Here is an 18,199-nt window from a genome sequence, read left to right as displayed (position 1 = left end):
ACCTCCTCCTTAGCGCTTCTTGCCGGTACGACGGCGACGGACGATGAGCTTGTCGCTCGGACGGTTCGGCTTACGGGTGCGGCCTTCCGGCTGACCCCAGGGCGAGACCGGGTGGCGACCACCGGAGGTCTTGCCCTCACCACCACCGTGCGGGTGGTCGACCGGGTTCATGACCACACCACGGACCGTGGGGCGGCGACCCTTCCAGCGCATACGACCGGCCTTGCCCCAGTTGATGTTCGACTGTTCGGCATTGCCGACCTCGCCGACGGTGGCGCGGCAGCGCACGTCGACGCGGCGGATCTCACCGGAGGGCATACGCAGCGTGGCGTAGGGGCCTTCCTTACCCAGCAGCTGGATGCTGGCACCGGCCGAGCGGGCCATCTTGGCGCCGCCGCCGGGACGCAGTTCCACCGCGTGGATGGTGGTACCGGTCGGGATATTGCGCAGCGGCAGGTTGTTGCCGGGCTTGATATCCGCGGTCGGACCGGACTCGATCTTCGTGCCCTGGGCGATGCCCTTGGGCGCGATGATGTAGCGCTTCTCGCCATCCACGTAGTGCAGCAGCGCGATGTTCGCGGTGCGGTTGGGGTCGTACTCGATATGAGCGACCTTGGCCGGCACGCCGTCCTTGTCCAGCCGGCGGAAGTCGATCAGCCGGTAGGCGCGCTTGTGACCGCCACCGCGATGCCGGGTGGTGATCCGGCCGTGGGCGTTACGGCCACCGCTCTTGCTGAGCGGGCGGATGAGCGACTTCTCGGGGGTCGACCGGGTGATCTCGGCGAAGTCCGAGACGGACGACCCGCGGCGGCCCGGGGTAGTCGGCTTGTACTTACGGATTGCCATGAGTTCTTCTCTGCTTTCTGGACTCCCCGCCGCCTACGCGACCGGGCCTCCGAAGATCTCGATGGGCTTGCTGTCGGCCGAGATGGTCACGAGCGCGCGCTTGGTGTCCTTGCGCTTGCCGTAACCGAAGCGGGTCCGCTTGCGCTTGCCCTGACGGTTGGCGGTGTTGACGCTGGTGACCTTCACCCCGAAGACCTTTTCGACCGCGATCTTGATCTGGGTCTTGTTGGAGTCGGGGTGGACGATGAAGGTGTAGGTGCCTTCCTCGATCAGCCCGTAGGACTTCTCCGAGATGACCGGCGCCAGCAGGATGTCGCGCGGATCGGCGATGGTGCTCACTTGCTCTCCTCCTGACCAGCGGAGCCGGACTGAGCATCCTGGGCCGACTCCGTCGGACCATGCACGAAGGCGTTGAGCGCCTCGACGCTGAACACGACTTCGTCGCTGTCCAGTACGTCGTAGGTGTTCAGCTGGTCCGGTGCGATGGTGTGCACGTATTCCAGGTTGCGGGCACTCTTCCAGGCGTTGACGTCCTCGCGGCCGACGACCAGGAGGAACTTCTTGCGATCCGAGATCTCGGACAGGAAGGTCTTCGCGGTCTTGGTCGAGGGGTCCTGGCCGGCGACGAGTTCGCTGATCACGTGGATCCGCTCGTTACGCGCCCGATCCGACAGCGCGCCACGCAGAGCGGCCTGGATCATCTTCTTGGGGGTGCGCTGGCTGTAGTCGCGCGGCTTGGGACCGTGCACGGTGCCACCACCGGCGAACTGCGGCGCGCGGGTCGAACCCTGGCGGGCGCGGCCGGTGCCCTTCTGGCGGTACGGCTTCTTACCACCGCCGCGGACCTCGCCGCGAGTCTTGGTGGAATGCGTGCCCTGGCGGGCGGCGGCCTGCTGGGCCACGACCACCTGGTGCATCAGCGCGATGTTCGCGGTCACGTCGAAGATCTCGGCGGGGAGATCGACGGTGCCGTTGGTCTTGCCACCGAGTTCCTTGACCGGCAGCGTCAGATTGGCCTTCTTCTCGAGGCTGGTCATGCGTGCGCACCACCCTTCACGGCGCTCTTGACGATCACGACGCCGCCCTTGCGACCCGGGATCGCACCCTTGATCAGCAGCAGGCCGTTCTCGGCGTCGACCTTGTGAACCGACAGGTTCTGCGTGGTGACGCGGTCGTTACCCATCCGGCCCGACATGCGCATGCCCTTGAACACGCGGCCGGGGGTGGCGCAGCCACCGATGGAACCCGGGCGACGGTGCACGGCCTGCGCACCGTGGGAGGCACCCTGGCCACGGAAGCCGTGGCGCTTCATGGTGCCGGCGAAACCCTTGCCCTTGCTGGTGCCGGTGACGTCGACGTAGGTGCCCTCTTCGAACGCGGCGGCCGAGATCTCCTGGCCGACCTCGAAGGTGGAGGCATCCGCGACCCGGATCTCCGCGACATGGCGACGCGGGGTGACACCGGCCTTGGCGAACTGGCCGGACTCCGGCTTGTTCACCTTGCGGGGGTCGATGGCGCCGAAGGCGACCTGCACGGCGCTGTAGCCGTCGCGCTCGACGGTGCGGATCTGGGTGACCACGTTCGGTCCGGCCTTGACGACGGTGACCGGGACGACCCGGTTCTTGTCGTCGAACACCTGGGTCATGCCCAGTTTGGTGCCCAGGATGCCGGCCGCGGGCCTGCTCTTGTTGTCAGTCATGTCTCGAGTCCCCGTCACTGGATATTGACGTCGACGCTGGCCGGCAGGTCGATGCGCATGAGCGCGTCCACCGTCTTCGGCGTCGGGTCGAGGATGTCGATCAGCCGCTTGTGCGTACGCATCTCGAAGTGCTCGCGCGAGTCCTTGTACTTGTGCGGCGAACGGATGACGCAGTACACGTTCTTCTCGGTCGGCAACGGCACCGGCCCGACGACCCGGGCCCCGGTGCGGGTCACCGTTTCGACGATCTTGCGCGCAGACGCATCGATCGCCTCGTGGTCATAGGCCTTGAGCCTGATGCGGATCTTCTGTCCCGCCACGCTAAGTGTCCTTTTCTCCGCTTTCGTCCGTGATCCGGATACCGGCTAGGGCGTCCGTACCACCTTCATTTGCACAGCCCGAACACACGATGACGTCTCAGTGGAGACCACGATCGAGGGCATGACCCCGATCCGTGCCGCTGTTCATCTGTCATGGTTCTCCGGTCCACGCGGTCGGGCGTGTCGCCTCTCCGCTCATTCCTCGGCCCCGGAAGAAAACTTCGATCCTGGCCTTCGGAACTGCGTCCCGGACGTACCCACATCGGTGAACGATGAGGTACTCGCTGGTTTTGCTCACCCCGCCCGGCCTGGCCGTTTCACGAAAACGACCGCCACCCGGGGCAAGGCAACCCGAACAGTATGCACGAGCCCCCCGAGGCGTTTCAAATCGGGGTCGGCCGAGGTCCGGCACTGCGGCCACCATACCGCGCCACCGCTATCTTACCGATGAGTAAGATAGCGGTATGACCAACGAGACCGGTACCTACCGAGGCTGGCGCAAGCTGCCCGACAACCCCTTCGGCCACCGCCTGTTCTCCCTGTCGATGGTGGCCCGGGTGCCGTACTTCGCCACCGTGCTACCCCGGGTGGTCCGGCTGGAACCCGGCCGCTGCGAGGTCAAAGCCCCCAAATGGTTCGGCGTACACAACCATCTGGGCACCTTCCACGCCATCGCCGCCTGCAATCTCGCCGAGATCGCGATGGGCATGCTGAGCGAGGCCACGGTCCCCACCACCCACCGCTGGATCCCCAAGGCGATGCAGGTCCAGTACCTGACCAAAGCCACCACGGGTCTCCGGGCGGTCGCGGAACTGACGGAAGTCCCGGATTTCGCCACGATCACCGAGGGCCGAGACCTCACGGTGCCGGTCTCGATCTACGACAAGACCGGCAAAGAAGTCGTCCACGCCGACATCACCACCTGGGTAACCCCGAAGAACTAACAACCCACAAAACCTGCGAACACAGAACAGCGGGCCCACCCCCACGCCCGTAGTCCACCCCCACACCACTGGTCCACCCCCACGCCAGTAGTACACCCCCACACCAGTAGTCCACCCCCACGCCCGTGGTGCCCCACACACCACTGGTCCACCCCTACCCACAGGTCCGCATGCCGACCCCGGCGTCATATGCCGACGCAACCCCATGCGTCGAGTTTTACGAGACACCTCAAAGGGTTGAGGCCCGTCTCGCCGTTTCGGCCTCGAAGCGCATGCGGCGAAGCCGCGAGTCTCGAGGCCGAAACGGCGAGACACAAGGGGGCCTCAACCCCGCGGCGCCGCAGGCGCCGCCAAAAACCCAGCACCTTCACGAGCGAGCGCGCATGCTCGCCTTCGCGTATCGACGCGCCTCGTCTCCCGAGGGGACCCACTTCCCACCTTCACAAGCGTCCTGCGCCGTAAGCGAGGCACCCAGCGGAACAGTGGTGAAACCGCAGACGAAGGACCGCCCTGTCCCCGCGATCCACCGGGCGGGAGCCAACCCACCCTTGTTGCCCTCCCCCGCCCCACCCCGTTGAATGCAGTACATGGCAGACAGCGTGGTCCGTGAGTTCGATATCTGTGTGGTCGGGCTGGGCCCGTCCGGGCGGGCGCTGGCCCACCGGGCCGTCGTGGCCGGTCTCCGGGTCGCCGCCGTCGATCCCCGCCCGGATCGCCTGTGGCCGCCGACTTTCTCCTGCTGGATCGACGAACTCCCGGATTGGTTGCCGCACAGTGTGATCGCGAGCCGGATCCCGGCGCCCGTGGTCTGGACGACCACCGCGATCAAGATCGAGCGACCCTATTGCGTGCTGTCCAAGCCGCTGCTGCGCGACGCGCTACCGCTCGACGACGCCCAGGTGTACGCGGGGCGGGCGACCCGGGTGGACCCGCGCGAGGTCGAGCTGGCCGACGGTACGGTGATCCGCGCGGCGGTGGTGGTGGATTCGCGTGGCATGCCGCCGCTCGGCGACCGGCGTGCGGCCAGCGCGCACGGGATCTTCGTGAACGCCGAGACCGCGGCCCCGATGGTCGGGGAGGGTGAGGGCCTGCTGCTGGACTGGCGGCCGGAGAACGGGGCCGGGCCCGACGAGCCGCCGTCGTTCCTGTACTCGGTGCCACTCGGCGACGGCACCGTGATCTTCGAGGAGACCAGTCTCGGACTGCGCGGCGGGATGCCGCAGCACGAACTGCGCAGGCGCACCCTCGCACGGTTGGCCGCGCACGGTATCGAACTGACCGGCGCGGAGCCGAGCGAGGCCGCGCACTACCCGCTGGACACCCCGCCGCCGAAGAGCGGGGTGGGAAAGGTGGTGCCCTACGGTTCGCGCGGCGGGATGATGCATCCCTGCACCGGCTACAGCGTCGCCGATTCGTTCGCGCTGGCCGATACGGCCGTCACCGCGATCCTCGCCGGCGAGGATCCGATCGCCGCGCTGTGGCCGTGGCAGGCCCGGCTCACCTATTGGATGCGGATGCGCGGCCTGTGGGGGTTGGGCCGGTTGACGACCGAGCAGTCGATCGCCATGTTCGATTCCTTTTTCTCCGCCTCGCCGCGCGGGCAGCGCGCCCTACTCTCGGCCCACGACGATTACGCGGCGCTCGGCGCGGTGCTGTTCAACACCGTCTCGCACACCTGGCCGTTCCGCTGGCGCTACGACCTGGTCGGCTGGACCAACCGGAACCGCTGGGCCGGCTACCCGTTCGCCCCGGCCACTTCCGAGACGCGGTCACCCGAATCCCGGAAGTAGCCGACCGCGCTCAGCCGCTGTTCTCGGCGGACTTGCGGTAGCCGCGAACGGCGGGATAACCGAACACCAGGATGGCGCCTGCCACCCACAGCAGGGTGTCCACCAGCGGTTCGGCGACCGGACCGCCCAGCGACAGCCCTTTCATCGCCTCGATGGCGCAGCTCATGGGCTGGTTCTCCACCGTCGACCGCAGCCAGCTCGGGTAGGCGAGCACCGGGACGAAACCGGAATTGAAGAACAGCAGGAGGTTCATGAAGATGGCCACCAGCTGGACCAGCAGCGGGCCCTGGGTGGAGGCCGCGATCCCGGTGATGAAGACCGCGAACGCGATACCGAACAGAATCGGGATACCCATCAGGCCGAGTGCGGCCCACGGTCCCTGGTCGAAGCGGAATCCGAGGGCGAAACCCACGGCGATGATGATGACGGTGGTGAGCGCGATCCGGATCACCTCGGCGAGCAGCCGCCCGGTGAGGCCCGCTGCCCGATGAACCGGCATGGTCCAGAACCGGCCGAGCAGCCCGGTGGCCTTCTCGACCTTGAAGCCCAGCGCGCTGACCACCGCGCCCGTCATCGCCGCGACGAGAGTGATCATCGGGACGGTGCCGTAGATGGCGGGCTTACCGGTGAAACCGGAGATGGAATCGTCGAGCACGATCCAGAACATCACCAGCGTCAGCGCCGGGTAGACGATCGTCTGGATGGTGGTGGCCGGATCGCGCAACCAGGCCATCAGCAGCCGTTTGCACTGGATGGAACTGTGCACCGCCCACACCACCGGCGATCGCTCGGACCGCGGCGTGACCCGCGGCAGGTCGAGCGTGGCGATATGCACCGGGGCTTCCTCCGCTCGGGTCGCCGTGGGTCGATCGACAACGCTCACGCTGTTTCCTTTGGTCATGAGCGAGGGCCCTGCGTGGTCACGCTCCGCTACCGCCTCCGGGCCTGACCCGCTCATGCCGTGTCCTTCGGTCATGAGCGCGGGCCCTGCGTGGTCACGCTCCGCTACCGCCTCCGGGCCTGACCCGCTCATGCCGTGTCCTTCGGTCATGAGCGAGGGCCCTACGTGGTCACGCTCCGCTACCGCCTCCGGGCCTGACCCGCTCATGCCGTGTCCTTCGGTCATGACCGCCTCACACTCGCCCAGACCGCGAACGGCGTGAATACCGCCGCGGCGCCGACCAGCCAGAACAATCCCACTCGCAGCACCTCCCAGGTCACCCCGTCACCCGCCATATCGCGTAGTGCGTAGGCGAACTGGGTGATCGGCTGATTGCGTACGAACGGCCGCACCCACTCGGGGAACCCGGTCTCGGGCACGAAACCGCACGACATCATGCCGAAGATCAGCGTCGGCAGGGTGAGCGCCTGGCTCAGGGAGGCGGGGCTCTTGGTCAGGCTGCCCAGCCCGTCCGCGCCTACCGCCAGTACGGTTCCGACGGCGAGGGCGAAAGCACAGAAACCGACGGTCTGGCCCCAGCCGGCGGTGAACTCGAAACCGATCACGTGGCCGTAGATCAAGGCCGCGATCAGGGAAACGACCGAGCGGAACAGCCCGGCCGCGATCCGCGACGTCAGCGGTACCAGCATGCCGATCGGCATCGTCTGCAACCGGGTGCTGAACCCGGTGAGCGCCTCGACGGCGGCCAGCTGCGCATTGGACATCATGGTGAACGCCATGGTCTGCAGCACCACGATCGGCATCACGAACTGCGCGTAGTCGATGCCCTGGAACTGCATCACATAGCGCAGCGGCAGATAGAAGCCGACGGTGAAGACCAGCGGCATCACGATCGCGGCGATCATCTCACCCTTGGTGATCATGGTCCAGACGACACGTCCGGTCAGCGCCCGCCACTGCGCGAACGCGGACACCCGGGTTCGCGGGAGATCGCCGAACAGGTCGGGGCGCGCGACCGCGGGAGCGCTCACGCTGTGTCCCTGGGGCATGAGCGAGGGCCCTACGTGGTCACGCTCCGCTACCGCCTCCGGGCCTGACTCGCTCACGCTGTGTCCATGGGGCATGAGCGAGGGCCCTACGTGGTCACGCTCCGCTACCGCCTCCGGGCCTGACTCGCTCACGCTGTGCCGCCCGCATGGCCGGTGATGGACAGGAACACATCGTCGAGGGACGGGCGGCGCAGCCCGATATCGGCCAGCGTGATGCCGGCGGCGTCCAGCCGGCGCAGCGCCTCGGCCAGCGTCGCGGCACCGTCGGGCGCCGGGATGGAGAGACGTCCTGAGCCCGCCAGGTCGGCGGCGACGGCCGGCGGAACCAGATCCCCCAGTGCGGTGGCGGCCCGGGCCAGCTGGGTCGGGTCCAGCGGGACTACCTCGCAGTAGCTGCCGCCGGTCTTCTCCTTGAGTTCGTCGGCGGTGCCCTCCGCGATCACCGTGCCCTTGTCGATCACGATGATGTTGTCCGACAGCACATCGGCTTCTTCCAGGTACTGGGTGGTGAGCAGCACGGTGATGCCCTGCTCCTTCAGCGCGCTCACCAGATCCCAGACACCCTGCCGGCTGCGGGGGTCGAGGCCGGTGGTCGGTTCGTCGAGGAACACCACTTCGGGCCGGACCACCAGGCCGCAGGCGATATCGACCCGGCGCCGCATACCGCCGGAGTACTGGCGCACCGGGCGGCGACCGGAGGCGACGAGATCGAATTCCTCGAGCAACGCGTCCGCGCGCTTGCGTGCCGCCGACTTGCTCAAACCCATCAGCCGGCCGAAGAGTTCCAGGTTCTCCCGGCCCGAGAGGTTTTCGTCGAGAGCGGCGTACTGGCCGGTCATCATGATCGAGCGGCGCACCCCGGCGGGATCCTTGCGGATATCGTGACCGGCCACCACCGCGTCCCCGGAATCGGGACGCAGCAGGGTGGACAGGATCTTCACAGTGGTGGTCTTGCCCGCGCCGTTGGGCCCCAGGATGCCGAGCACGGTGCCGCGGGCGGCCGAGAAGCTCACCCCGCGCAGCGCGTGCACCTCACCGAAGGATTTGGTGATGCCGTCGACGCGGACGGCATCGGCCCAGGCGGGCCTGCCGTTGGTGAGAACGGGTGCGGGCGCCGGCGCGGCACTGCCGTTCCCGTGCTTCGATGTCTCGGTACCGGGGGGGCGGGAATGCACCGGCCGAAGCGGTGGGGCATTCTCGCCGGCGGCTGTCACGGCTTCGTTCGAACTCGGCATCAACTCTCCACTATCGGCCTGATCGGCGGGCGGGGTGACCGGCGCAGCGGTATCCCCCTGGATGATCCCTGGCGCCGGGCGCGATGTTACCGGCCGAGATACCGGGCGCCGGAGCGCGCCCTATACCCCATACCGGGTCGAACCGGATGTGCCTTTGCTCACAGCGACAACGGGGCCGGTCATCCACCCTGGTCGGCGGTGCTGGGACAGTCCATGGGCAGTGCTCGTACCTTGTCGGCGCTACGCCACCACCATAATCTGAGTGCCATGGCCGATACCGCGCAGCCCGAGGTGGCGGCGCGTTCGGGAGGATCCGGCCGACCGAGCGTGCTCACATCCCACGACCCCCGCACCGGCGAGGTGGTGGGCAGTTATGCCGTTGCCGGCCCCAGCGACCTCGAACGCGCCGTCCATGCCGCGCGCACAGTCGAGAACTGGTGGTCGACAGCGGGTTTCGGAACTCGCAAGCGACTCCTGCTGGAGTGGAAACGGGTCATCGCGCGCCGGGCCGCGCAACTGGTGGAGATCCTGCGCGAGGAAACCGGCAAACCCGAGGCCGACGCGGCGATCGAAGTCATGCTCGCCGTGGAGAATCTGGACTGGGCGGCCCGCAACGCCGCGGCCGCGCTGGGCCGCAAAACACTGGCCTCCAACTGGCTCACCCGCAATCAGCGGGCGTCGGTCGGTTACCTGCCACTGGGCGTCATCGGTGTCCTCGGCCCCTGGCAGAATCCGGTGTTCACCCCGATGGGCTCGATCGCCTACGCCATGGCCGCGGGCAACGCGGTGGTCTTCAAACCGCACGCGGTGACCAGCGGCACCGGGCTGTGGCTGGCCGAGACCTGGCGTGAGATCGCCCCGGACAAACCCGTTCTCGCGGCGGTCACCGGCGACGATTCGACCGCGGCCGCGCTGTGTCGCGCCGGGGTCGACAAGATCGCGTACGCGGGGCCGGAAGCAGAAGGCCGCGAAGTGATCTCGCTGTGCTCGCAGACCATGACTCCGGTGGTGGTCGAGAATTCCGGCAAGGGCGCGATGATCGTGCACGTCGACGCGAAACTGGACGACGCCGCCGATGCCGCGGTGTTCGGAGCCATGGCCAACGCGGGCCAGAACGCGACCGGCGTCCAGCGAGCCTATGTCGCGGCCTCGATCTACGACCAGTTCCTCGACCTGGTGGCCGAACGGGCGCGTGCCCTGAAGCCCGGCGCGGACCGGCGATCGTCCTACGGGCCGATGATCCTGGAATCGCAGACCGAGGTGGTGCGCAAACAGGTCCGCGACGCGCTGGCGCGCGGCGGTCGCGCGGTGGTCGGCGGGCTGGATTCCATTCGCGAACCCTACGTCGAGCCCATCGTGCTGGCCGATGTACCGGAGGAGAGCGTCGCCATCACCGAGGAGGGCATCGGCCCGGTCCTCATCGTCAACAAGGTGCGCGACCTCGACGACGCGGTGGACCGGATCAACGATGCCGGCCGCGGTATCGCGGTCTCGGTGTTCACCCGCGATATCGCCGAGGTCGAGATCTATGCCGAACGGCTCCGGGTCGGGGTGGTGACGGTCAATACCGCCACCACCTATGCCAGTATTCCGGCGCTACCCTTCGGCGGGGTCGGCGAATACGGGCAGGGGCACAGCCACGGCGTACACGGGCTCCGCGAATTCAGCCGGACCCTGTCCATCGCCCGCAACCGGTACGGGGAACCGCTGGGCCTGTCCAGCTTCCACCGCAATGTGCGGCGACTGCAGCTGGCGCGCACGGTTTTCCGGTTCCGCCACGGCTGATCGACCGCTTCCCGGCCGTGGCCGACTCTTCCGTGCTGCGGCGACCATGTACGCCGGATACGGTTCCGCCGCGGAATCGTCGGCGGCGCCCGGCCGGTCGATGGGGAACGGTGTAGCCGTCGCGGTGATCGACGGGTCCGGCCGTCTCGTGCCGTTCGGTTCCGTCGCCGCACCGCGACAGCGACCTTCAGCCGGCCCGGTCACGCGCCAGGGTGGCGAGCCGATCCCAAGCGGGTGAGCTGGTGTCGAGCGACCCGGTCACCAGTCGGAGCAGCTCCGGATCCAGGGCGGGGATCGTCCGGTCCGCCACACCGCCCCGCCCCGCCAGCCAGCGCGCGGTGCGCTCCGCCAGGTCCGGTAGCCGCGGATCGTCGGGCGACCAGTCGAACGCGGCATCGTGCGCGAGGTACAGGGCGCCGAACTCGGGATCTTCGAGGGCATCCAGCTTGTCGGCGACCCATGCCGCGGCCTGCTCGGGCGCCACCGAATGCAGCAGGATCCAGATATCGCGCTCCATCCGTACGGCACGTTCGCTCGCACCCGCCTGCCGCAGCCGATCGAGGTACCCGGCCACCTCGGCGGAGACGAAAAGCCGGTCGCCACTGACCAGCTCGGTGAGCCGGGCCCGGGTGCGGCGGATCTCGGCGGCACGTTCGGCGAGCCCGGCATCGATCTCGGCGAGCGCCGCCGCGAATTCGCCGGGCCCGGCGGCCAGCAATTCCGCGATCCGCGCCAGCGGTACTCCCGCCTGCGCCAGCGTCCTGATCCGGACCAGTTGGACGGCGTCCTCGGCACGGTAACGCCGATAGCCGGAGGAGTCGCGCGACGGCTCGGGAAGCAGGCCGCGTTCGTGGTAGACGCGGACGGCCTTGGTCGTCACGCCCGCGTACCGCGCGAGCTGCCCGATGGTGATCACGACTGTTCCCTTCCGACGCGGCGCCGCTCGACCCGGCCCGTCACCGCGCCCGGCCGAAGAACCGGCCGGCGAGGTCGATTCCCACCACGGCACCGGAGCCGTCCCGGGTAAAGTACCCGCGCTGTCCGACCAGGCCACCGGCCGTCACGATGTACTCGTCGGCGCCACCGGGCAGCAGGCCGAGAGCCGCGGCCGGCAGATCGGGCGGCAGCTCAGTATCCGCGGCCGCCCGGATCTCCGGTTTGATGGCACATCCGATCGCCAGCGCGGTGCCGTCGGTTTCCAGGGTGAGCCGCATCATCTCGTTCTCGTAGGTCCCGGTGATCTCGGCCGCCCGCACCGGGTCGTAGGGCAGCGGCGTGGGATCGCGTTCCACCATTCCGAGGAAATGTTCGAGCGTCCACCGCACCGTCGCACGATCGAATTCCAGTCCCGCGTCGGGGCCCGCGTTGGACATCACGACCACGGCGAAGTCCCGTTCCGGGACCAGCAGCAGCTCGGCGAACTGCCCGTTGCCCGATCCGCCGTGCCCGATGGTCGCGACACCGTCGACCTCGCGCAGGAACCAGCAGATGCCGAACGCGTCGCCCAGCGTGCTGCCGCGCAGTTCCACCGTCTGCTCCCGCATACGGTGCAAACTTTCGGTGCGCATGATCCGGTCGCCGTCGGCGGCCCGGCCGTCACCGAGATGGAACCGCGCCCAGCGCAGGAGATCGCCGACCGAGGACACCAACCCGCCACCGGGATTGTTGGAACGGTTGTCCTTCCACTGCGCGGCCACCGCCAGGTCGCCGTTGCCGCCGCTGTTGTGGCCGACCGCGAAGCGGCGGGTCATCACCTCGTTGTGCAGATAGCCGCTGTGCGTCAGGCCCAGGGGCCGCAACAGCAGAGTCGCGACGGCCCCCTCGAAGGTCTGTCCGGTGACGTTCTCGACGATCCGGCCCGCCAGGTTGAATCCGGCCTGGCTGTAGGACGCCCGCGCACCCGGCTCCGCGACCAGCGGCGCCGCCGCGAGCATCTCCGCATGCCGGGCCAGCGCGTCGTCGCCTTCGCCGGGATCGGCACTCAGCTTCCATTCCATTCCGGCGGTGTGGTTGAGCAGCTGCGCTACGGTCACCTCGCGCGCGGCGACCCGGGGACCGGCGAATTCCGGAACATAGCGCCGCACCGGGGCATCCAACTCCACGAGTCCCTGATCCACCAGTCGCATCAGCGCGGTCGCGGTGAACGTCTTACTGACGGAGCCGATGACGAACCCGGTGTCGGTATCCACCGGAAGGGGGTTGTCCACACTGGTCACACCGTGGCACGCGACGTACTCCCGGCCCGCGACCGAGACACCCACCGCTGCCCCCGGCACCCCGAATCCGGCCGCCGACACCGCGACGAATTCGGCCAATTCCTGTTCGATTTCGCTCATGGAACGATGGTCGAACGTTGCCCCAGGGGCAAGGTCAAGCCCTTCCCCGGAATCGGCCGGTCGAGCCGGTGGTCGCGCGACCCTTCCGAGGATCGCCGGTGGTGGATTCGCCGTATCGTGGTCCGGCGCCCGCGACGCCGGTCAACGCGTGGGTGAACCCAGCATGGCCGCCATCATGAGCGCGTGCACCCGAGCCATGTGCTGGGGCCGGGAATCGAACCGGATCAACCGGCCCACATCGATGACCTGGCCGATCGCCGAATGCACCCGGAAGCGCGCCTCGGTCGGGTCACCGTCGAGCAGATTCGCCCATTCGTGCACGTTCTGCCGCTGGATGGCCCGCAGTTTGTGCTGTTCGGCCGGAGGCAGGTTCGGGAACTCCGCGTAGTACACCGGCATTATCTCCGGCATGGCGAAACTCAGCCGGACATAGCGGTCGGCGATCTTGTCGACCGCGTCGGCGCGCCCGCTCGCCTCGGCGAGCGCCTCGGTGATGGCGAAGGCCAGCCGGTCGCCGGTGCGATGGAAGGCCGCCGCCAGCAGATCGGATTTACTGCTGAAGTACCGGTAGACGCTGGAGGCGTTGATCCCGACGGCCGCGCCGATCTCCTCGATACTGGCCTCGTGGTAGCCGCGGCGACCGAAGATCCGGATCGCCTCGGTGAGCAACTGCTCCCGTTTGGACGTCACCGGCAGACCGCGCGGAGTGTTGTCGGGTTCGCCTGCCCCCGGGGCGGGCGGCAGTTCGGTACGCACGATCGACCAGGCCATATCGTGCAGCAGCGGCAGCAGCTTGGCGCTGGACAGGGCGGTGCGATGGGCCGAGATACTGCCGATCACGCTGAGTACGGCGGCAGCCAGTAGCGCGATGTCCTCCGGCGGGGCATCCGGGCGGAGCTGTTCGATCGGCGCGGCCAGCGTGTCGTTGATCTCGTTGTAGAGAGTGCGGATACGGGCACGGTCGGGCTGCTCCAGATAGCGGCCCTCCCACCGGTACAGCCCCGCCTCGCGGCGGATCTCGATCGTGTGCTCGGCGACCGCCCGGATGAGGGCGTCGAGACGTTCGTCCGGCTTCGCTTCCGGCTCGTCGGCGGCCCGGGCGGCCTCGAGCAGTTGCCGGGCGCCTTCTTCCGCGGCGGCGACCAACAGGGCGTATTTATTGGCGAAATGGCGGTACAGTGCGGGGCCGGAGATCCCGACCTCGGCCGCGATCTCGTCCACACCGACCGGGTAGTAGCCACGTTCACTGAAAGCCCGGGCCGCGGCGCGCATGATCTGCACCTTGCGGTCCTTGGGCCGGCGCCGCCCGCCCTGGCCGTTGCCACGGTCGGCCGGACGCACGCGCACCGGGTCCACCCGGCTGCTATCCGCGACCATGCATTCTCCGTTCGCCTCGGCGGCGCCGCCGGTGTTGACAGCGCCCGACAAGTCAACCTAAGTTAACCACAATTCGCAACGTTAACCGCTATTCGCCACCCGGTCGGCACCGGAGGGCACTCGATGGAGCGCGCATGGTCAACACAGATTCCCCCACCACGCAGCCGGCGGGTTTCTCCGCCGTGCAGGACGGCCGGGTACTGCGGGTCACCCTCACCAAGCCCAAACGCAAGAACGCGCTCGACTACGACTCCCTCGTCTCGCTCGGCGACACCTTCCTCGCGGCCGCACAGGACAAAGCCGTGCGGGTGGTCGTGCTCACCGGTGAGGGGGGCGACTTCTGCACCGGCGCCGATCTGGCCGCCAGCGCCGAGGAAGGCGCCCGCGGCATCACCCCCGACCAGGTGATGGACGCCGCCAACCGGCTCGTCCGCGCCATCGTCGACCTACCGGTACCGGTTATCGTCCGCCTCCGCGGCGCGACCGCCGGGGTGGGTGTGGGTATCGCGCTGGCCGCCGACCTGGTCTACGCCGAAGCCGACTCCTACCTGCTGCTGGCATTCATCAATATCGGCCTGATGCCCGACGGCGGCGCCGCGGCACTGGTGGCCGCGGCCGCGGGCCGCCCGCTGGCCGCGCGGATGGCACTGCTCGGCGAACGCCTCCCGGCTCCCACCGCCCGCGCCGAAGGCCTGCTCACCGAGGTGCTGGCCACCACCGAGGAGCTCGACGCCGCGGTCGAGGCCGCCGCCGAGAAGATCTCCCACGGTCCGCGGCGCGCGCTCGAACTCACCAAGAAGGCGCTCAACCGGGCCACCCTCAGCGCTCTGGATTCGGCCCTGGCCGACGAGAAAGCCGGTCAGGTCGAACTGCTGCAGTCCCCCGACTTCTTCGAAGGCGCCGGTGCCATGCTGGGCAAACGCAAGGCCGTTTTCGCGGAGTAAGTACTACTTCGGCCACACGCACCCGCTCTGCCCGCCGGCAGGGCGGGTGTTTTCGTGGCCGAGGCGCGGCCGGATACGAAAACGCCCGTGCCGGGGCGGCGCACGGCCGCCCCGGCACGGGCTCGAGGAACAGCGGTGGGACTAGAGTCCCAGGCCGCGGGCCAGCACCGGCCACGAAGCCTTGAACTCGTCTTCCCAGTAACCCCAGGAGTGGGTACCGGTGTCCCGGAAGTTGAAGGTGGCCGGGATACCGAGGGAATCCAGCCGCGTCTTCAGGTTATGGGTGCAGAAATTGGTACCCGCCTCGATGACGCCGCCGACCAGGATCTGGTTGGCCAGCCCGTAGGAGCCGGGCAGCGTGTGCGGGCCGTTCAGCGTGTCCCACCGGCCGGGCAGGCCGTTACCGGTGGAGACGTAGAGTTCCAGACCGCGCAGGCCTTCGGCGTGCACGTACGGATCGTTGGCGGCCCATTCCGGCGAACCCTGCGGACCCCACATATTGTCGGTGTCGCCACCACCCCAGGTGTTCACGGTGAGCTTCACGAACTCCGAACCGACCGGGTCGCTGGTCTGGGCGCAACCGCTGTAGGCGGCGGCCGCCTTGTAGAGACCGGGCTTGGCGATCGGCAGGGCCAGCACGGTGGTGCCCGAGGTCGACAGACCGGCGATGGCGTTCACGCCATTGGTGCCCAGCGCGCCGTCGATCAGCGGCGGGAGCTCTTCGGTGAAGAAGGTCCGCCACTTGTTACGGCCCAGTGCCGGGTCGTCCTTGATCCAGTCCGTGTAGTAGCTCCACGCGCCGCCGATGGGCTGGATCACATTGACGTTCTTGTCGGACAAGAAATCGAGAGTGTTGGTCTGGGCCTGCCAGGAGGCCGAATCCTCGCCGCCACCCGCGCCGTTGAGCAGGTAGAGGGTCGGCCGGGGCTCCGAGGCGTCGGCCGGACGCTGGACGTCGACGACGATGTCCTTGTCCATGGCCACCGAGTTCACGTACAACCGCAGATTGCGGTCGTCCTTGTACTCGGCCTTCACGATGCGTGACCCGTCGGGCGCGGTGGGGTCGGCGAGCAGCGTCTTGGATTCGATGATCGGGTCCGCCCCGGCGGTACTACCGCCCAGGCCGGTCATCACACCGGTCAGCACTGCCGTGGCCGCGACCATCGCCGCGGCGCGCCTACCGCCACGCCGGGTGAGTCGACGTATCAATTTCGCACCTTCGCTTCGTCTCGAATTTTCATCCGGGCTCTTTCCACACCGCAACTTCCGGCTCCGGAACCCGAACGCCTCACAGTAACGGGGCAGGATTCACCCACCCCGGGAGTTCTGTCCCTGTAGTCGTACTTTGCGGACATATCGTTACCGTAGCGTTGCCCGAATATCCCGGTTCGGTCGACCGGACTGTGGGGATTCGGTACCGGCGCCCGCCCCGGTAGGTGACTCGTGACACCGCGGAGCGAGATCAATCATGCCCGCCACGCCGGGAGCCGCTCATCAGCGACCCGCCGACGCGTTCGACACGCCCGAGATATTCCAGCACACCGTCCCGGCGGCGCACCAGATCCCCCGTCCGGTACAGCCGTCCCCCGCCGCCGGTGGCGACGAACCTCGATGCCGTTTCCGCGGCGGCGGCGTGGTAGCCCCGGGCCAGCTGCGGACCGCCGATGTACATCTCACCGACGGTGCCCGGCGGTACCGGTCGCAGCTGCTCGTCCAGGAGATACACGCGGTCGTTGGTGACCGGCCGCCCGCCGACCGACCCCACGGTGATCACACCCGTCTCGTTGTGGCCGTACCAGATAACCAATTCCGCGCCGGGCAGCACGGTGGTGAACCGTTCGACACCGCCGGGCGGGAGCGCGGCGCCGTCCACGACGACCCGGCGCAGGCTCGGATGCGCGGCGCGGCCGCCGCCGTCGGTCACCGAATCGAGGAACCGGTCCAGCAGGGACGGGACCACGTGCACGATCGTCACCCGGTGGGCGGCGATCGAACGGGACAGGTCGGCCGCCCGGCCCGGATGGTCGGGCATCAGGATCTGGGCGCCGTGGTGCAGCGGCCGGAACAGCTCCCACAACGTGATGTCGGTGACGGTGGGCGCCGCGTGCAGCACCAGATCCGACGAATCGTAGGGGTGGCTGCGCTGCGCCCGCCGCAATCGCTCGACCAGTTGCCGATGGGTGCTCGTGACACCCGCCGATCCGCCGGGGACGTACCGGATATCGGCGAGGTCGTCGGCGGCGACCGGCGGGTCGGCGGACGGATCGGTCGGCAGGTCCAGGTACAGCAGGTCGATGGCGACCACCGAGATACCGGTACCGGTGGTGAGGCCCTCGTCCGAGGTGCTCAGCACGCAGATCGGGGCCGCCGCGGCCAGTACCTCGTCGACTTCCGCGGCCGGACGGCCGGGATCGACCGGCACGTACCCACCGCCCGCGCGCAGTACCGCGCAGACCGCGACCACCAGGTCGATACCGGGACGCATGGCCACGGCGACCAAGGTCCCGTCGCCGACGCCGAACCGGATCAGTTCCACGGCCAGCGCCCGGGACTTGCGGTCCAGTTCGCTGTAGCTCAGCACCCGCGCGCCCTGCCGGACGGCCGGGACCGTGGGGGTCCGGCTCACCTGTTCGTCGAACAGCGACAGCAGGGTGCTCTGGTCGTCGCGCGCGGCGAGGTCGGTGACCGGGGACATATAGGCCGTCGTCTCCACATCGGGGATCGGCCGCAGGTAGGTGGTGGGCTCCGGGTCGGCGGTGAGCTCGGGTCCGGGGGCGTCCACCGGTTCGGGTTCGGGGGCCGCGGGCTTCGAGCGCTTCAGGGTCCAGTCGCGGGGTTCGGACGACGCCGTCTCGTCCCGGAGGGGTTGCGGCCGGCGCCGCGGCAACGCCGGTGGGAGCTCGACCGGCGCCGATTCGGCCTCGTCGCGCGGCTCGCGCCGCGGCAGCCCGGCCGGAGCCGGATCGGCTGCGC

Annotated in this window: 17 protein-coding genes; 4 read left to right on the top strand and 13 right to left on the bottom strand. The window is 68.6% G+C overall.

Going from position 1 to position 18,199, the window contains the following annotated elements; translation table 11 throughout:
• Positions 1–9 precede the first annotated feature (9 nt).
• Genes rplB through rpsJ form a run of 5 tightly spaced genes read right to left on the bottom strand, consistent with a single transcriptional unit; the run spans position 10 to position 2,865 of the window.
• Positions 10–846, bottom strand: a complete 837-nt coding sequence (gene rplB / locus ON38_RS03895) for a 50S ribosomal protein L2 (protein ID WP_039822431.1) — start codon at positions 844–846, stop codon at positions 10–12.
• A 33-nt stretch (positions 847–879) separates the two neighbouring features.
• Positions 880–1,185 (bottom strand): 50S ribosomal protein L23, encoded by a 306-nt coding sequence (gene rplW, locus ON38_RS03890; protein ID WP_030522697.1) that lies wholly within the window; start codon positions 1,183–1,185, stop codon positions 880–882.
• Positions 1,182–1,883 (bottom strand): 50S ribosomal protein L4, encoded by a 702-nt coding sequence (rplD, locus tag ON38_RS03885; protein ID WP_039822430.1) that lies wholly within the window; start codon positions 1,881–1,883, stop codon positions 1,182–1,184. The genes rplW and rplD overlap by 4 nt, the downstream gene beginning before the upstream one ends.
• The gene (rplC, locus tag ON38_RS03880; protein WP_039822429.1) at positions 1,880–2,545 is read right to left on the bottom strand and encodes a 50S ribosomal protein L3; all 666 of its coding nucleotides are present in this window, start codon (positions 2,543–2,545) and stop codon (positions 1,880–1,882) included. Before rplC ends, rplD begins: the two co-directional genes overlap by 4 nt.
• Before the next feature lie 14 nt (positions 2,546–2,559).
• The gene (gene rpsJ, locus ON38_RS03875; protein ID WP_003938093.1) at positions 2,560–2,865 is read right to left on the bottom strand and encodes a 30S ribosomal protein S10; all 306 of its coding nucleotides are present in this window, start codon (positions 2,863–2,865) and stop codon (positions 2,560–2,562) included.
• A 464-nt stretch (positions 2,866–3,329) separates the two neighbouring features.
• On the opposite strand from rpsJ, the gene ON38_RS03870 reads away from it, so the two are divergent.
• A complete protein-coding gene (locus ON38_RS03870) occupies positions 3,330–3,809 on the top strand; it encodes a hotdog fold domain-containing protein (protein WP_039822428.1) in 480 nt (159 codons plus the stop codon).
• A 587-nt stretch (positions 3,810–4,396) separates the two neighbouring features.
• Positions 4,397–5,599: a lycopene cyclase family protein gene (locus ON38_RS03865; RefSeq protein ID WP_039822485.1), complete on the top strand. Its 1,203-nt coding sequence runs from the start codon at positions 4,397–4,399 to the stop codon at positions 5,597–5,599.
• 10 nt (positions 5,600–5,609) lie between these two features.
• Here ON38_RS03865 and ON38_RS03860 read toward each other — a convergent pair whose 3' ends face one another.
• The 3 genes from ON38_RS03860 to ON38_RS03850 all read right to left on the bottom strand — a co-directional run bounded on the left by ON38_RS03860 (position 5,610) and on the right by ON38_RS03850 (position 8,784).
• Positions 5,610–6,482 carry an ABC transporter permease gene (locus tag ON38_RS03860; protein WP_039822484.1) on the bottom strand — a complete coding sequence of 291 codons (873 nt, stop codon included), beginning with the start codon at positions 6,480–6,482 and terminating at the stop codon, positions 5,610–5,612.
• A 239-nt stretch (positions 6,483–6,721) separates the two neighbouring features.
• Positions 6,722–7,549, bottom strand: a complete 828-nt coding sequence (locus tag ON38_RS03855) for an ABC transporter permease (RefSeq protein ID WP_051164350.1) — start codon at positions 7,547–7,549, stop codon at positions 6,722–6,724.
• Between the two features lie 128 nt (positions 7,550–7,677).
• Entirely contained in the window at positions 7,678–8,784 is a 1,107-nt protein-coding gene (locus tag ON38_RS03850) for an ATP-binding cassette domain-containing protein (RefSeq protein WP_083872221.1), read from the bottom strand.
• A 267-nt stretch (positions 8,785–9,051) separates the two neighbouring features.
• On the opposite strand from ON38_RS03850, the gene ON38_RS03845 reads away from it, so the two are divergent.
• Complete coding sequence (locus tag ON38_RS03845; RefSeq protein ID WP_083872219.1) at positions 9,052–10,569, top strand: aldehyde dehydrogenase family protein; 1,518 nt, start codon at positions 9,052–9,054, stop codon at positions 10,567–10,569.
• Between the two features lie 187 nt (positions 10,570–10,756).
• Here the strand turns inward: ON38_RS03845 and ON38_RS03840 are convergent, their stop codons facing one another.
• From ON38_RS03840 to ON38_RS03830, 3 genes are all read right to left on the bottom strand, one after another.
• Complete coding sequence (locus ON38_RS03840) at positions 10,757–11,485, bottom strand: MerR family transcriptional regulator (protein WP_039822426.1); 729 nt, start codon at positions 11,483–11,485, stop codon at positions 10,757–10,759.
• A gap of 40 nt (positions 11,486–11,525) precedes the next feature.
• On the bottom strand, positions 11,526–12,905 hold the full coding sequence (locus ON38_RS03835) for a serine hydrolase domain-containing protein (protein WP_039822425.1): 1,380 nt from the start codon (positions 12,903–12,905) through the stop codon (positions 11,526–11,528).
• 141 nt (positions 12,906–13,046) lie between these two features.
• Positions 13,047–14,282 (bottom strand): TetR/AcrR family transcriptional regulator, encoded by a 1,236-nt coding sequence (locus ON38_RS03830; protein WP_039822480.1) that lies wholly within the window; start codon positions 14,280–14,282, stop codon positions 13,047–13,049.
• A gap of 134 nt (positions 14,283–14,416) precedes the next feature.
• On the opposite strand from ON38_RS03830, the gene ON38_RS03825 reads away from it, so the two are divergent.
• Positions 14,417–15,226 (top strand): enoyl-CoA hydratase-related protein, encoded by an 810-nt coding sequence (locus ON38_RS03825; RefSeq protein WP_039822423.1) that lies wholly within the window; start codon positions 14,417–14,419, stop codon positions 15,224–15,226.
• Between the two features lie 141 nt (positions 15,227–15,367).
• On the opposite strand, the gene ON38_RS03820 is transcribed toward ON38_RS03825, so the two are convergent.
• Positions 15,368–16,390 (bottom strand): alpha/beta hydrolase, encoded by a 1,023-nt coding sequence (locus tag ON38_RS03820; protein WP_039822422.1) that lies wholly within the window; start codon positions 16,388–16,390, stop codon positions 15,368–15,370.
• A gap of 298 nt (positions 16,391–16,688) precedes the next feature.
• Positions 16,689–18,199, bottom strand: a 1,511-nt coding sequence (locus tag ON38_RS03815; protein ID WP_039822421.1) for an AMP-binding protein, incomplete at its 5' end; no start/stop codon positions are given.

Origin of the sequence: Nocardia testacea NBRC 100365 (assembly GCF_000308775.1) — a bacterium.
Classification (GTDB): domain Bacteria; phylum Actinomycetota; class Actinomycetes; order Mycobacteriales; family Mycobacteriaceae; genus Nocardia; species Nocardia testacea.
The sequence above is the reverse complement of the archived record's forward strand: the minus strand, read 5'-3'. Positions and strand labels throughout refer to the sequence as shown.